16 protein-coding genes are annotated in these 14,239 nt (G+C 56.3%); 13 read left to right on the forward strand and 3 right to left on the reverse strand.

Annotated elements, in window-relative coordinates:
- Both EKN83_RS10435 and murJ read left to right on the forward strand, forming a co-directional pair.
- The gene (locus EKN83_RS10435) at window positions 1–924 is read left to right on the forward strand and encodes a Gfo/Idh/MocA family protein (protein WP_126800884.1); all 924 of its coding nucleotides are present in this window, start codon (window positions 1–3) and stop codon (window positions 922–924) included.
- Window positions 925–1,053: 129 nt separating this feature from the next.
- Window positions 1,054–2,589 (forward strand): murein biosynthesis integral membrane protein MurJ, encoded by a 1,536-nt coding sequence (murJ, locus tag EKN83_RS10440; RefSeq protein ID WP_025755835.1) that lies wholly within the window; start codon window positions 1,054–1,056, stop codon window positions 2,587–2,589.
- Between the two features lie 59 nt (window positions 2,590–2,648).
- Here murJ and flgN read toward each other — a convergent pair whose 3' ends face one another.
- The 3 genes from flgN to flgA all read right to left on the reverse strand — a co-directional run bounded on the left by flgN (window position 2,649) and on the right by flgA (window position 4,125).
- Entirely contained in the window at window positions 2,649–3,074 is a 426-nt protein-coding gene (gene flgN / locus EKN83_RS10445) for a flagella biosynthesis chaperone FlgN (protein WP_025755834.1), read from the reverse strand.
- Between the two features lie 4 nt (window positions 3,075–3,078).
- Window positions 3,079–3,372, reverse strand: a complete 294-nt coding sequence (gene flgM, locus EKN83_RS10450; protein WP_045285005.1) for a flagellar biosynthesis anti-sigma factor FlgM — start codon at window positions 3,370–3,372, stop codon at window positions 3,079–3,081.
- Window positions 3,373–3,465: 93 nt separating this feature from the next.
- The gene (flgA, locus tag EKN83_RS10455; RefSeq protein ID WP_059385705.1) at window positions 3,466–4,125 is read right to left on the reverse strand and encodes a flagellar basal body P-ring formation chaperone FlgA; all 660 of its coding nucleotides are present in this window, start codon (window positions 4,123–4,125) and stop codon (window positions 3,466–3,468) included.
- Window positions 4,126–4,282: 157 nt separating this feature from the next.
- Here flgA and flgB point away from each other — a divergent pair, with 157 nt between their 5' ends.
- The 11 genes from flgB to flgL all read left to right on the forward strand — a co-directional run bounded on the left by flgB (window position 4,283) and on the right by flgL (window position 14,179).
- Window positions 4,283–4,699 (forward strand): flagellar basal body rod protein FlgB, encoded by a 417-nt coding sequence (flgB, locus tag EKN83_RS10460; RefSeq protein ID WP_025755831.1) that lies wholly within the window; start codon window positions 4,283–4,285, stop codon window positions 4,697–4,699.
- Window positions 4,700–4,702: 3 nt separating this feature from the next.
- On the forward strand, window positions 4,703–5,107 hold the full coding sequence (flgC, locus tag EKN83_RS10465; protein WP_025755830.1) for a flagellar basal body rod protein FlgC: 405 nt from the start codon (window positions 4,703–4,705) through the stop codon (window positions 5,105–5,107).
- A gap of 11 nt (window positions 5,108–5,118) precedes the next feature.
- The gene (gene flgD / locus EKN83_RS10470) at window positions 5,119–5,829 is read left to right on the forward strand and encodes a flagellar hook assembly protein FlgD (RefSeq protein WP_025755829.1); all 711 of its coding nucleotides are present in this window, start codon (window positions 5,119–5,121) and stop codon (window positions 5,827–5,829) included.
- A gap of 26 nt (window positions 5,830–5,855) precedes the next feature.
- Window positions 5,856–7,106, forward strand: a complete 1,251-nt coding sequence (flgE, locus tag EKN83_RS10475; protein WP_025755828.1) for a flagellar hook protein FlgE — start codon at window positions 5,856–5,858, stop codon at window positions 7,104–7,106.
- A gap of 20 nt (window positions 7,107–7,126) precedes the next feature.
- On the forward strand, window positions 7,127–7,882 hold the full coding sequence (locus EKN83_RS10480; protein ID WP_025755827.1) for a flagellar basal body rod protein FlgF: 756 nt from the start codon (window positions 7,127–7,129) through the stop codon (window positions 7,880–7,882).
- A gap of 11 nt (window positions 7,883–7,893) precedes the next feature.
- A complete protein-coding gene (flgG, locus tag EKN83_RS10485) occupies window positions 7,894–8,676 on the forward strand; it encodes a flagellar basal-body rod protein FlgG (RefSeq protein ID WP_008500810.1) in 783 nt (260 codons plus the stop codon).
- 57 nt (window positions 8,677–8,733) lie between these two features.
- On the forward strand, window positions 8,734–9,432 hold the full coding sequence (gene flgH / locus EKN83_RS10490) for a flagellar basal body L-ring protein FlgH (RefSeq protein WP_126800885.1): 699 nt from the start codon (window positions 8,734–8,736) through the stop codon (window positions 9,430–9,432).
- Between the two features lie 12 nt (window positions 9,433–9,444).
- On the forward strand, window positions 9,445–10,542 hold the full coding sequence (locus EKN83_RS10495; RefSeq protein ID WP_025755825.1) for a flagellar basal body P-ring protein FlgI: 1,098 nt from the start codon (window positions 9,445–9,447) through the stop codon (window positions 10,540–10,542).
- Window positions 10,542–11,495, forward strand: coding sequence for a flagellar assembly peptidoglycan hydrolase FlgJ (flgJ, locus tag EKN83_RS10500; RefSeq protein WP_025755824.1), 954 nt, complete (start codon window positions 10,542–10,544; stop codon window positions 11,493–11,495). The genes EKN83_RS10495 and flgJ overlap by 1 nt, the downstream gene beginning before the upstream one ends.
- A 75-nt stretch (window positions 11,496–11,570) precedes the next feature.
- Window positions 11,571–13,211, forward strand: coding sequence for a flagellar hook-associated protein FlgK (gene flgK, locus EKN83_RS10505; protein ID WP_025755823.1), 1,641 nt, complete (start codon window positions 11,571–11,573; stop codon window positions 13,209–13,211).
- 14 nt (window positions 13,212–13,225) lie between these two features.
- On the forward strand, window positions 13,226–14,179 hold the full coding sequence (flgL, locus tag EKN83_RS10510) for a flagellar hook-associated protein FlgL (RefSeq protein ID WP_126800886.1): 954 nt from the start codon (window positions 13,226–13,228) through the stop codon (window positions 14,177–14,179).
- Window positions 14,180–14,239 lie beyond the last annotated feature (60 nt).

A 14,239-nucleotide genomic window follows, 5' to 3' on the forward strand; every position in this document is an offset into this window, starting at 1 on the left:
GTGAAAAAATTACGTATAGGCGTGGTGGGGTTGGGCGGTATCGCGCAAAAGGCCTGGCTTCCGGTATTAGGCGCGGGGACGGACTGGACTCTGCAAGGGGCGTGGTCACCCAGCCGGGAAAAGGCAGAACGTATCTGCGAAACCTGGCGCATGCCGTATGCAAACTCTCTTTTGGATCTGGCCCGCGAGTGCGATGCGGTCTTTGTTCACACCTCAACGGCAACCCATTATCAGGTCGTGAGTGAGCTCCTTAATGCAGGCGTCCATGTCTGCGTGGATAAACCGCTCGCTGAAAATGTGCAGGACGCCGAACGGCTGATTGAGCTGGCAGCGCGTAAAAACCTGACGCTGATGGTCGGTTTCAACCGCCGTTTCGCCCCGCTTTACCAGCAATTAAAGGCGCAGTCCGGCAGCTTCGCTTCGCTGCGCATGGATAAACACCGCACCGACAGCATTGGGCCAAACGATTTGCGCTTTACGCTGCTGGATGACTATCTGCACGTGGTGGACACGGCGCTGTGGCTCGCCGGTAGCCAGGCGCAACTGCAAAGTGGGACGCTCCTGACGAATGAACAGGGTGAGATGGTCTATGCCGAGCATCATTTCGCGATTGAGCATCTACAGATAACGACCAGCATGCACCGTCGTGCGGGCAGCCAGCGCGAGAGCGTTCAGGCCGTCACCGACGGCGCACTGTACGACGTTACCGACATGCGTGAATGGCGGGAAGAGAAGGGCCGCGGCGTGGTGATGCAGCCGGTACCGGGCTGGCAGAGTACCCTTGAACAGCGCGGTTTCGCCGGTTGTGCCCGCCACTTTATCACCTGCGTGCAAAATCAGACGGTTCCTGAAACCGCCGGCGAACAGGCCATTATGGCGCAGCGCATTGTGGAACGGCTGTGGCGCGAAGCCATGAGTGAATAACTCGCGGTAACATCTGCGGATAGTAATTCGTTGAAATCCGGTTAGACTAAGCGCCGCTTGTTGGCTTTGCCGGGTGGCGCTTACGCTTACCTGGCCTACACATCCGTATGGTTCTGGAAATTCACGTTAATGAACTTATTAAAATCGCTGGCAGCCGTCAGCTCGATGACCATGTTCTCACGCGTACTCGGTTTTGCACGTGATGCGATTGTAGCAAGGGTCTTTGGTGCAGGGATGGCAACGGACGCCTTTTTCGTCGCGTTTAAATTGCCGAACCTGCTGCGTCGTATTTTTGCTGAAGGCGCATTTTCCCAGGCGTTCGTTCCCATCCTGGCGGAATATAAAAGCAAACAGGGTGAAGACGCGACGCGCGTATTTGTGTCGTATGTCTCCGGACTGCTGACGCTGGCCCTCGCCGTGGTGACCGTGCTCGGGATGCTGGCCGCGCCCTGGGTAATAATGGTGACCGCGCCCGGTTTTGCCGACACGGCCGATAAATTTGCCCTGACCACGCAGCTTCTGCGTATTACCTTCCCCTATATTTTATTGATCTCGCTGGCCTCGCTGGTGGGGGCGATCCTGAACACCTGGAACCGCTTCTCCGTTCCGGCGTTTGCGCCGACGTTTCTAAACGTCAGCATGATCGGTTTTGCCCTGTTCGCCGCGCCGCATTTCAACCCGCCGGTGCTGGCGCTGGCGTGGGCGGTTACCGTGGGTGGCGTGCTGCAGCTGGCGTATCAGCTGCCGCATCTGAAAAAAATTGGCATGCTGGTGCTGCCGCGCATCAATCTTAAAGATGCCGGGGCGATGCGCGTCATTAAGCAGATGGGGCCCGCCATTCTTGGCGTCTCCGTCAGCCAGATCTCGCTTATCATCAACACCATTTTTGCCTCTTTCCTGGTCTCCGGCTCGGTTTCCTGGATGTACTACGCGGACCGGCTGATGGAGTTTCCGTCCGGAGTGCTGGGCGTGGCGCTGGGGACAATTCTTCTGCCGTCGCTGTCGAAGAGTTTTGCCAGCGGTAATCATGATGAATACTGCCGCCTGATGGACTGGGGGTTACGTCTCTGTTTCCTGCTGGCCCTGCCAAGCGCAGTGGCGCTGGGTATTCTGGCCAAACCGCTCACGGTGTCGCTCTTCCAGTACGGGAAATTCAGCGCGTTTGACGCCGCCATGACCCAGCGGGCACTGATTGCCTATTCGGTCGGATTGATGGGGCTTATCGTCGTCAAGGTACTGGCGCCGGGCTTCTATTCGCGTCAGGACATCAAAACGCCGGTGAAAATTGCCATCGTGACGCTGATCATGACGCAGCTGATGAACCTGGCGTTTATTGGTCCCCTGAAGCATGCAGGTCTGTCATTATCGATTGGTCTGGCAGCCTGTCTGAATGCCGGGTTGTTGTACTGGCAGCTGCGCAAGCAGGATATTTTCACGCCGCAGCCGGGCTGGGCGAGTTTCCTTGTGCGTCTGATCGTTGCGGTACTGGTGATGTCTGCTGCGTTACTGGGCATGATGTCCATCATGCCGGAGTGGTCCCTGGGCACCATGCCTTACCGTCTGATGCGGCTGATGGCCGTGGTTGGCGTTGGGGTGGTGGCTTACTTTGCCACGCTCGCCGTGTTGGGTTTCAAAGTGAAAGAGTTTGCCCGCCGTACGGCATAAACGCCAAAAGGGGAGTTCACCTTAGGGTGCTCCCCATTGCATGATTTGTCGCTTATGCTTCAAATCGAAATCTTTTTAACACCCGCAATACGCGCCGTCGCCGTCTGGCCATCCGCACCGTACAATCCGGTCTCTTTATGCGGTTTCAGCACCTCAAGCGCCTGCTGGTTACGCTCAATCTGACCTTCCAGCAGCCAGCCGTTATGCTGATTAAGATCGCGCAGATGCTGGGTTTTTTCTGTAATGGTCTGCCAGCGCTCAACAATATCGTCATTGGCGCTGCGCTTAGGATCTTGCTCAGCGCGGCGTTGTTGCTCCAGATAATCCAGCGTCGCCAGAAGCGAACTTTTATCTTCAGTAATACGCTGCAACGCGCTGCCGTTGATGTGACCGGAAGAGAGATGCTGTTGCTCAGCGTCCATTACCGTTTTCAGGTCGTTCAGGACAACCGTCATTTGATCCAGTATTTCTGACAGTCGACTCATACGGTTAGTTACTCTGTAAGAAACTCTGTGCTTCCTGAATCAGGGCATCAGCGATTTTGCTGGTATCCATTTTCAGTTCACCGTTACGAATAGCCGTTTTCAGCGCTTCAACACGTTCCATATTGATGTCGTTGCTGCCTGGCTGCATCAGTTTTGCCTGTGCATCGCTCAGGGTTACGCTGGTGCTGTTGGAGGTCGACGGTTTTTCCAGACGCGTTTTCTGAGGGGACGCGTCATTCGTTTCGCGAGGTTGTACAGCGCTTACCGGCTTCAGGGCTGATGTACGATCAATGCTCATAGTGTTGTCCTCATCGAGGGTTCGCGGCGTTTGCGCCTGACATCATCATTAGTTGAATATTTATCGGCACGCGCAGCGAAATCTTTAAAAAGATTATAGGTTAATCAGAATATTCCCATCAGAATCGACGGTTCCGCTAACCACCTGGCCTGAGGACATTCTGACGCGGGCGTTTTGCGCTACCGCGGCATTGTTCAACGCTTTGCCTTCGCTGTTGATACGAAAGCCATCTCCGTTGGCCACGACCATGACCTGTTGACCGGCTTTGACCCGCCATGCCTGACGCAGCATCGAGATCTGTATCGGCTGACCCGGGGCGACGTCGCGCAGGCTGACGGCGTCCTGTGCCTGGTTAATATCCAGCATGGTTCGTGGCGGCAGTTGATCCAGACGGCCACGTTTCAGCGTCACGCTGTTTGTTTGCAGTACGCTGCCGCGCGCAATGGGCACGGCGGCAACAACATAATTGCCCGTCGCCTGAACTGCAACCTGTAAATAGCGTTTTTCGTTGGCGCAACGTGCCAGTACGTTCACATTTCCCCACAGCTTTGTGAACCCCACCACGCTGAATGACGGCTGGTCACACGTCGGGTACAGATTCGGTGGCGTGCGCACGCTGACGGTGACGTCATCACTAAAGCCTGCCAGTTTTTCCGCAAAAAAAGCCGTGAGCCGATCCTGCAGACCGTCAGCTTGCACCAGGGGGCTTAAGAGCAAGAGAGTCGCCACCAGACCACGTTTTAACGTTTGCATCGTCAGTTCCACCGTTTCCAGAGTTGAACAAATTCTACCTGCAGTGGTTTTGCATCAACGGAATAAATAGCGACGCATTTTGCGCTTATTCCGTCGATAGGGGAGACCGGGTGAGATTTAAGCTGTGAACTGAAATTTTGCCATCAGCGGAGGAGACATGCTCGATAAACTCGACGCCGCGTTACGTTTTCAGCAGGAAGCGCTCAATTTACGCGCCCAGCGGCAGGAGATTTTAGCCGCCAACATCGCTAACGCCGATACCCCAGGGTATCAGGCGCGCGATATTGATTTTTCCAGTGAACTCAAAAAGGTGATGGAGCGTGGACGTGCCGAAGGAACGGGTGTTGCACTCGCCATGACTTCCTCTCGCCATATTCCTGCTCAGGCGATGACCGCGCCAACGACCGATTTACTTTATCGCATCCCCGATCAGCCTTCACTCGACGGTAACACCGTGGATATGGACCGGGAGCGCACGCAGTTTGCCGATAACAGCCTGAAATACCAGACGGGCCTGACCGTACTCGGCGGACAAATCAAAGGCATGATGAACGTCCTGCAGGGGGGTAACTGATAGATGGCGTTGCTGAATATTTTTGATATCGCCGGTTCGGCATTAACCGCTCAGTCCAAACGTCTGAACGTGGCCGCCAGTAACCTGGCGAATGCGGACAGCGTAACCGGACCTGACGGACAGCCTTATCGTGCCAAACAGGTTGTCTTTCAGGTCGATGCTGCGCCAGGCGCGGCGACGGGCGGCGTGAAGGTTGCTGATGTGGTCGAGAGCCAGGCCCCGGACAGGCTGGTATATGAGCCAGGTAACCCGCTCGCGGATGCCAACGGATACGTGAAAATGCCCAACGTGGATGTGGTGGGTGAGATGGTGAACTCCATGTCAGCTTCCCGTAGCTACCAGGCCAACGTCGAAGTGCTTAATACCGTGAAGAGCATGATGCTCAAAACACTCACTCTCGGCCAGTAAAGGAGACATGCATGTCCATCGCCGTAAATGTGAATGATCCTACGAACTCGGGTGTCAGTAACACCAAAAGTTCGACAGGTTCTAACTCCCTGACGGGGAGTAACGCCGCCGATCTTCAGGGCAGCTTTCTGACGCTGCTGGTGGCTCAGCTGAAGAACCAGGATCCCACTAACCCAATGCAGAACAACGAACTGACCACGCAGCTTGCGCAGATCAGTACCGTGAGCGGCATTGAGAAACTCAACACCACCCTTGGTTCCGTCTCCGGACAGATTAACAGCGCCCAGTCTCTGCAGGCGGCAAGCCTGATTGGTCATGGGGTGATGATCCCGGGAACCACGATCCTGGCGGGCACCAGCACCACCGATGGCAACGCCACAACGACGACCACGCCGTTTGGCGTTGAGCTGCAGCAGCCGGCTGACAAGGTGACCGCGACGATCACCGACGCAACCGGTGCCGTGGTTCGCACCATCGACATTGGTGAACTGAAGGCGGGCGTTCACACCTTTACCTGGGATGGCACCCTCACCGACGGCACCAAAGCGCCAAACGGTTCCTACAAAGTGGCAATCAGCGCCAGCAAAGGGACAACCCAGCTGGTGGCGCAGCCGCTGCAGTTCGCGCTGGTCCAGGGCGTGATTAAGGGAAGCGACGGCAACAAACTGGATTTGGGTACCTCTGGTACCACCACACTCGACGAAGTTCGGCAGATTATCTAAGCCTTAACACTTATCAGGAGTAAGTCATGGCCTTTTCTCAAGCGGTCAGCGGCCTGAATGCTGCGGCCACCAACCTGGATGTCATTGGCAACAACATCGCCAACTCCGCGACCTATGGTTTTAAATCCGGTTCTGCTTCCTTTGCAGATATGTTTGCCGGTTCTAAAGTAGGCCTGGGCGTTAAAGTGGCGGGCATCACTCAGGACTTTACCGACGGTACTACCACCAACACCGGTCGTGGTCTGGACGTTGCTATCAGCCAAAACGGTTTCTTCCGTATGGTTGATTCCAACGGTTCGGTGTTCTACAGCCGTAACGGTCAGTTCAAGCTGGACGAAAACCGTACGCTGGTCAACATGCAGGGCATGCAGGTGACAGGCTACCCGGCAGCGGGTACCCCACCGACGATTCAGACAGGTGCGAACCCTCAGGCTATCACCATTCCGAATACGCTGATGTCGGCGAAAGCCACCACCACCGCCTCACAGCAGATCAACCTCAACTCCACCGATCCTGTGCAAACTGCCCCGTTCGATGCGACCAACCCGGATACCTATAACAAAAAAGGGACCGTGACCGTCTTCGACAGCCAGGGTAACGCCCATAACATGTATGTCTACTACGTGAAGACAGCCAACAATAAATGGGATCTTTACACGCAGGACGGCAGCGTAGCGGGTTCTACCGCGACGAAAGCGGCGCAGATGAACTTCGATGCCAACGGTAACCTGGCGGGCGTTTACAACTACAACGCTGCGGGTGTACTGAGCGCAACGCCAAACACCACGCCGGCCATTAACATCACCACCGGCTCTGTCGGCGGGGCGACGGCGGCGAGCTTCTCCCTGAGTTTCCAGAACTCCATGCAGCAGAACACCGGCGCCAACAGCGTGGTGGCAACCAATCAGAACGGCTACAAGCCGGGTGACCTGGTGAGCTATCAGATCAACGACGATGGCACCGTGGTCGGTAACTACTCCAACGAACAGACTCAGGTTCTGGGTCAGATCGTGCTGGCTAACTTCGCCAACAACGAAGGTCTGAAATCTGAAGGCGATAACGTCTGGTCGGCTACCCAGTCCTCCGGCGTGGCGCTGCTGGGTACGGCAGGCACCGGTAACTTCGGCAAGCTGACCAACGGCGCGCTGGAAGCATCCAACGTGGATATGAGTAAAGAACTGGTGAACATGATTGTCGCGCAGCGTAACTATCAGTCGAACGCGCAGACCATCAAAACCCAGGATCAGATCCTCAACACGCTGGTTAACCTGCGTTAAGCGGCTAACAGGAAAGCGCAATGGATCACGCAATATATACCGCGATGGGCGCGGCAAGTCAGACGCTCAATCAGCAGGCTGTTACCGCCAGCAACCTGGCAAACGCCTCTACGCCGGGCTTTCGCGCGCAGCTCAATGCGCTGCGCGCGGTGCCGGTGGAAGGATTGTCTCTGCCGACCCGTACGCTGGTCACGGCCTCTACTCCTGGCGCCGATATGACGCCAGGGCAGATGGACTACACCTCGCGTCCGCTGGACGTTGCCCTGCAGCAGGACGGCTGGCTGGCGGTGCAAACGGCGGACGGCGGCGAAGGCTATACCCGTAACGGGAATATCCAGGTGAGCGCGACGGGGCAGTTAACGATTCAGGGGCATCCGGTGATGGGGGAAGCGGGTCCGCTGACCGTGCCGGAAGGTTCTGAGCTGACCATCGCCGCGGACGGCACCATTTCGGCGCTGAACCCGGGCGATCCGGCCAATACCGTTGCACCTGTCGGACGTCTGAAACTGGTTAAAGCGGAAGGCAAAGAGGTGCAGCGTGGCGACGACGGCATGTTCCGTCTGACCCAGGCGGCGCAGGCGACGCGTGGTGCCACGTTACAGGCCGACCCGAGCATCCGCGTGATGTCCGGCGTTCTGGAAGGCAGTAACGTCAAGCCGGTTGAGGCCATGACCGACATGATCGCCAGCGCCCGTCGTTTTGAAATGCAGATGAAAATCATCAGCAGCGTGGATGAAAACGCGGGCAAGGCTAACCAACTTCTGGCTATGAGTTAACAGGACTCCTTATGATCAGTTCTTTATGGATCGCGAAAACTGGCCTCGACGCCCAGCAAACCAATATGGACGTGATTGCCAACAACCTGGCAAACGTGAGCACCAATGGTTTCAAGCGTCAGCGCGCCGTTTTCGAAGATTTGCTTTATCAAACCATCCGCCAGCCGGGTGCGCAGTCTTCTGAACAGACGACGCTGCCATCGGGTCTGCAGATCGGTACCGGTGTTCGTCCAGTGGCCACCGAGCGTCTGCACAGCCAGGGCAACCTGTCTCAGACCAACAACAGTAAAGATGTGGCGATCAAAGGCCAGGGCTTCTTCCAGGTACAGCTGCCTGACGGGACCTCTGCCTATACACGCGACGGCTCGTTCCAGGTCGATCAGAACGGTCAGCTGGTCACGGCGGGCGGTTTCCAGGTTCAGCCTGCGATTACCATCCCGGCAAACGCCCTGAGCATCACCATCGGCCGTGACGGCGTGGTCAGCGTGACCCAGCAGGGACAGGCCGCGCCTGTTCAGGTGGGACAACTCAACCTGACCACCTTCATGAATGATACCGGCCTGGAAAGCATTGGTGAGAACCTCTACACCGAAACGCAATCCTCCGGTACGCCGAATGAGAGCACCCCGGGTCTGAACGGCGCGGGCCTGCTCTACCAGGGCTATGTAGAAACGTCCAACGTGAACGTGGCGGAAGAGCTGGTGAATATGATCCAGGTCCAGCGCGCGTATGAAATTAACAGTAAAGCAGTGTCGACGACCGACCAGATGCTGCAGAAACTGACGCAACTCTAAGGTGTAGCCCGGTGCGGTAAACGCCGCACCGGCTCCCTGTTTTCGAAGATGAAGGCAATGCAAAAAAACGCGGCGTTTCGTTATCCGATTCTGACTGTTCTGGCCGTCTCCCTTAGCGGATGTGCCTGGATCCCGTCTAAACCATTGGTCCAGGGTGCGACGACTGCCCAACCCGTTCCTGGCCCCGCGCCAGTTGTCAACGTCTCTATTTTCCAGACCGCGCAGCCGATTAATTACGGTTATCAGCCGCTGTTTGAAGATCGCCGCCCGCGTAACGTCGGCGATACCCTGACCATTGTGCTGCAGGAAAACGTCAGCGCGAGCAAGAGCTCGTCGGCGAATGCCAGCCGCGATGGCAAAACGAATTTTGGCTTCGATACTGTCCCGCGCTACCTGCAGGGACTGTTCGGCAACGCGCGAGCAGATGTCGATGCCTCTGGCGGCAATACCTTTAACGGTAAAGGTGGCGCGAACGCCAGCAACACCTTCAGCGGCACGCTGACGGTCACGGTTGACCAGGTGCTGGTTAACGGCAACTTACACGTTGTGGGTGAAAAACAGATCGCCATTAACCAGGGCACTGAATTCATTCGTTTCTCAGGCGTGGTTAACCCTCGCACGATCAGCGGCAGCAACACCGTTCCGTCCACCCAGGTGGCCGATGCGCGTATTGAATACGTCGGTAACGGCTATATCAATGAAGCGCAAAATATGGGTTGGCTGCAGCGCTTCTTCCTTAACTTATCGCCAATGTAAGCGAGGTGACCCATGTTTAAATCGATCTTCGCCGTGGCGCTGGCGCTGGTGGCTACGTTTGCCCAGGCTGACCGTATTCGCGATCTCACCAGTGTCCAGGGCGTGCGCGAAAACTCGCTGATTGGCTATGGCCTGGTGGTCGGTCTGGATGGTACCGGTGACCAGACAACCCAGACGCCATTCACCACCCAAAGCCTGAACAACATGCTTTCCCAGCTCGGCATTACCGTGCCGGCGGGAACCAACATGCAGCTGAAAAACGTGGCTGCGGTAATGGTTACCGCCTCCTACCCGGCGTTTGCGCGTCAGGGGCAGACCATTGACGTGGTCGTCTCCTCCATGGGTAACGCCAAAAGCCTGCGCGGCGGTACGCTGCTGATGACCCCGCTGAAGGGTGTTGACAGCCAGGTCTATGCGCTCGCGCAGGGCAATATTCTCGTCGGCGGTGCAGGGGCATCTGCAGGGGGAAGCAGCGTGCAGGTGAACCAGCTGAACGGTGGGCGTATCACCAACGGTGCGATCATTGAGCGTGAATTGCCTACCCAGTTCGGCTCGGGCAACACCATCAACCTGCAGCTTAATAATGAAGACTTCACGATGGCACAGCAAATTGCCGATACCATTAACCGCAACCGCGGTTACGGCAATGCAACGGCTCTCGATGCGCGTACCGTGCAGATCCGTACCTCTACGGGCAACAGCAACCAGGTGCGCATGCTGGCCGATATCCAGAATATGGAAGTCAACGTTCCGGTACAGGATGCGAAGGTGATCATCAACTCCCGTACGGGCTCGGTGGTGATGAACCGGGAAGTGTCGCTGGACAGTTGCGCCGTTGCCCAGGGTAACCTCTCTGTGACGGTCAACCGCTCGGCAAACGTCAGCCAGCCTGATACGCCATTTGGCGGTGGTCAGACGGTGGTAACACCGCAAACGCAGATTGATATGCGTCAGAGCGGTGGATCGCTGCAGAGCGTTCGCTCCAGCGCCAACCTGAACAGCGTGGTCCGCGCCCTGAACGCCCTGGGGGCAACGCCGATGGATCTGATGTCCATCCTGCAATCCATGCAAAGCGCGGGCTGTCTGCGCGCCAAACTGGAAATCATCTGATGCTGACCGATAGCAAACTGTTGACCAGTGCCGCCTGGGATGCCCAGTCGCTTAACGAACTGAAAACCAAAGCAGGGAAAGACCCGGCGGCGAATATCCGCCCGGTCGCCCGCCAGGTGGAAGGGATGTTTGTCCAGATGATGCTGAAAAGCATGCGTGAAACCCTGCCGAAAGACGGGATGTTCAGCAGTGATTCAACGCGTCTGTACACCAGCATGTATGACCAGCAGATTGCGCAGCAGATGACCGCCGGTAAAGGCCTCGGTCTGGCTGACATGATTGTGAAACAGACCGAAGCCGCGCAGGGCATTCAGCCTGAGCAGCAGCCGCAGCAGGTGCCGATGAAGTTCGACCTGCAAACGGTGACCAGCTATCAGAACCAGGCCCTGACGCAAATGGTGCGCAAGGCCATACCCAAAGCCACGAGCAGTAATGATGAGCCGCTCTCCGGTGACAGCAAAGACTTCCTGGCGCAGCTTTCGCTGCCTGCGCGTCTTGCCAGTGAACAGAGCGGCGTGCCGCATCACCTGATTCTGGCTCAGGCCGCGCTGGAGTCGGGCTGGGGGCAGCGCCAGATCCGCAAGGAAAACGGCGACCCAAGCTTCAACATCTTTGGTGTCAAAGCCACCGCCAGCTGGAAGGGGCCGACAACGGAGATCACGACTACCGAATACGAGAACGGCGCCGCGGTGAAGGTCAAAGCAAAATTCCGCGTCTACAGCTCGTATCTGGAAGCCTTGTCCGATTACGTGGGGCTGCTGAGCCGAAATCCGCGCTATACCGCTGTGACGCAGGCGGCGACGGCGGAGCAGGGGGCGCAGGCCTTGCAAAACGCTGGCTACGCGACCGATCCGAACTATGCCCGTAAGCTCACCAGCATGATCCAGCAGCTGAAATCCATGGGCGAGAAGGTCAGCAAAGCCTATAGCACAGATATTGAAAATCTGTTCTGAAAGTTCTCAAGTCCCGGTGGAGGTTGCCGATAACCTTCATCAGGACTTGTGTCTGAACGTATAAAAGGAACCCCCATGTCCAGTTTGATTAACAGCGCCATGAGTGGCCTCAGTGCTGCACAGGCGGCACTCAATACCGTCAGTAATAATATTTCAAGCTATAACGTGGCTGGCTATACCCGCCAGACCACGGTGCTGGGCGCATCTAACAGCACGCTGACCGGCGGTGGCTGGGTGGGTAACGGGGTTTATGTCTCCGGTGTCCAGCGTGAGTATGACGCTTTCATTACCAACCAGCTGCGCGCCGCACAGACGCAAAGCAGCGGTCTGACGACGCGCTATCAGCAGATGTCAAAAATCGACGATGTGCTCTCCGATACGACCAACTCGCTCTCCACCACGTTGCAGGACTTCTTCAAGAGCCTGCAAACGCTGGTGAGCAACGCGGAAGACCCGGCGGCACGTCAGACGGTGCTGGGTAAAGCGGGTGGTCTGGTGAATCAGTTCAAAACCAACGATCAGTATCTTCGCGACCAGGATGCGCAGGTAAATACCGCCATCTCGAGCAGTGTTTCACAGATCAATAACTACGCGGCACAGATTGCCAATCTGAACGATCAGATTTCTCGTCTCACTGGCGTAGGCGCGGGCGCGTCCCCTAACGACCTGCTTGACCAGCGCGACCAGCTCGTGACTGAGCTCAACAAAATCGTGGGCGTGGAAGTCTCGGTACAGGATAGTGGTACGTTTAATATCTCTCTCGGCAACGGGTACACCCTGGTGCAGGGGAGCAAAGCGAGCCAGCTGGCGGCCGTGAAGTCCAGCGCCGATCCGGCGCGTACCACCATCGCCTATGTCGATGACGTGGCCGGGAATATTGAGATCCCGGAAAAGTTTATCACCAACGGCTCTTTAGGCGGTTTGCTGACCTTCCGCGCGGAAGATCTGGATAAAGCCCGTAACAGTCTGAACCAGATGGCGCTGGCCTTTGCCGATGCGATGAACACCCAGCATGAAGCGGGTTTTGATGCTAACGGTGATGCTGGCGGCAAGCTGTTCGACTTCGGTTCTCCGGCGGTGCTGTCCAACAGCAAAAACGGCGGTTCCGCCGTTGTCACGGCGTCTGTGACGGACAGTAAACAAGTCCAGGCGACTGATTATACCCTGCAGTTTAATGGCACTGACTGGACGGTCACCCGTACATCAGACAAAACCAGCTTTACGATGAGCCCGGACGCCAGCGGTAATCTGGCGTTTGATGGACTTAAGGTCAATGTGAGCGGCACGGCAAACACCAAAGACAGCTTTACCGTGAAGCCTGTTGCCAACGTCATTATGAACATGGATCTGGCCATCAGCGACGAGTCCAAACTGGCCATGGCTGCGGTGCAGAATGGCGGTGAGAGCGACAACCGTAATGGCCAAAAAATGCTTGATCTGCAAAACGGCAAAGTGGTCGGTGGCAACAAAACCTTCAACGATGCGTATGCCTCTCTCGTCAGTACCGTAGGGAGCACGACGGCGTCACTGAAGGTGAGCAGCCAGACGAAAGCCAATGTGGAAACTCAGTTAATCAAGCAGCAGCAGACCATCTCTGGGGTAAACCTCGACGAAGAGTATGGCAATTTGCAGCGTTATCAGCAGTATTACCTGGCCAATGCGCAGGTGTTACAGACTGCCAGTACGCTCTTTGATGCAATTATCAACATTCGTTAAGGTTGAGGTGAAAAATGCGTATTAGCACCCAGATGATGTACGAGCAGAACATGCGTGGGATCACCGATTCCCAGAGCAGATGGCTGAGCTACGGTGAGCAGATGTCCACCGGAAAGCGTGTTAATCGTCCGTCGGACGATCCCATCGCGGCGTCGCAGGCTATCGTTTTGTCTCAGTCTCAATCCCAGAACAGCCAGTTTGCCTTAGCGCGTACCTTTGCAACACAAAAGGTGTCGCTGGAAGATAGCGTATTAACGCAGGTGAACACCGCGATCTCCAGCGTGCGCGAGAAGCTGGTTTACGCGTCGAACGGGACGTTAAGCGATGACGATCGTCTTTCTCTGGCGACCGATATTCAGGGGATCCGCGATCAGCTTATGAACCTGGCCAACACGACGGATGGTAACGGTCGCTTTATCTTCGCGGGATACAAAACCGAGAGCGCGCCGTTTGATGCGGCAACCGGCGATTACAACGGTGGCACTGAGGCGATTACCCAGCAGGTTGATACGGCGCGAACGATGGCCATCAGCCATACCGGACAGCAGATTTTTAACAGCATCACCAGCAATGCTGAAGAGCTGCCGGGCGGTGGGTATGGCGAAACAAACATGTTCAAAATCCTTGATTCTGCTATTGCATCGCTGAAGACACCGATTGAGAACGATCCGGCAGCCGCCGCGGCGCAAAGCCAGGTGATTGTCAACACGCAGATCGGCATTAAAAACGCCCAGAACAACATCCTGACGGTCGTGGCGGATGTGGGTACCAAGATGAACGAGCTGGAAAAACTCGATACGCTGGGTGATGACCGCGCGCTGGGTCAGACAAAGCAGATGAGTGATCTGGTTGACGTTGACTGGAACGAAGCGATCTCCTCCTACACCATGCAGCAGGCAGCCCTGCAGGCATCGTATAAAGCGTTTAGCGATATGCAGGGCATGTCTCTGTTCCAGCTGAACAAATAACATCTTGACCTCTTGAAACATGTCTTGAAACTGGGCATGTTTTACTGCCCAATCCGTCTG

It is taken from the genome of Enterobacter sp. WCHEn090032 (genome assembly GCF_003986875.1).
Lineage (GTDB): Bacteria > Pseudomonadota > Gammaproteobacteria > Enterobacterales > Enterobacteriaceae > Enterobacter > Enterobacter sichuanensis.

What these genes read in the sequence shown, in the direction of transcription:
- murJ (WP_025755835.1), top strand. Translation starts at nt 1,054, where the DNA reads ATGAACTTATTAAAATCGCTGGCAGCCGTCAGCTCGATGACCATGTTC.
- flgN (WP_025755834.1), bottom strand. Translation starts at nt 3,074, where the DNA reads ATGAGTCGACTGTCAGAAATACTGGATCAAATGACGGTTGTCCTGAAC.
- EKN83_RS10495 (WP_025755825.1), top strand. Translation starts at nt 9,445, where the DNA reads ATGTTTAAATCGATCTTCGCCGTGGCGCTGGCGCTGGTGGCTACGTTT.
- flgK (WP_025755823.1), top strand. Translation starts at nt 11,571, where the DNA reads ATGTCCAGTTTGATTAACAGCGCCATGAGTGGCCTCAGTGCTGCACAG.
- EKN83_RS10480 (WP_025755827.1), top strand. Translation starts at nt 7,127, where the DNA reads ATGGATCACGCAATATATACCGCGATGGGCGCGGCAAGTCAGACGCTC.
- flgL (WP_126800886.1), top strand. Translation starts at nt 13,226, where the DNA reads ATGCGTATTAGCACCCAGATGATGTACGAGCAGAACATGCGTGGGATC.
- flgB (WP_025755831.1), top strand. Translation starts at nt 4,283, where the DNA reads ATGCTCGATAAACTCGACGCCGCGTTACGTTTTCAGCAGGAAGCGCTC.
- flgE (WP_025755828.1), top strand. Translation starts at nt 5,856, where the DNA reads ATGGCCTTTTCTCAAGCGGTCAGCGGCCTGAATGCTGCGGCCACCAAC.
- flgC (WP_025755830.1), top strand. Translation starts at nt 4,703, where the DNA reads ATGGCGTTGCTGAATATTTTTGATATCGCCGGTTCGGCATTAACCGCT.
- flgM (WP_045285005.1), bottom strand. Translation starts at nt 3,372, where the DNA reads ATGAGCATTGATCGTACATCAGCCCTGAAGCCGGTAAGCGCTGTACAA.
- flgG (WP_008500810.1), top strand. Translation starts at nt 7,894, where the DNA reads ATGATCAGTTCTTTATGGATCGCGAAAACTGGCCTCGACGCCCAGCAA.
- flgD (WP_025755829.1), top strand. Translation starts at nt 5,119, where the DNA reads ATGTCCATCGCCGTAAATGTGAATGATCCTACGAACTCGGGTGTCAGT.
- flgH (WP_126800885.1), top strand. Translation starts at nt 8,734, where the DNA reads ATGCAAAAAAACGCGGCGTTTCGTTATCCGATTCTGACTGTTCTGGCC.
- flgJ (WP_025755824.1), top strand. Translation starts at nt 10,542, where the DNA reads ATGCTGACCGATAGCAAACTGTTGACCAGTGCCGCCTGGGATGCCCAG.
- flgA (WP_059385705.1), bottom strand. Translation starts at nt 4,125, where the DNA reads ATGCAAACGTTAAAACGTGGTCTGGTGGCGACTCTCTTGCTCTTAAGC.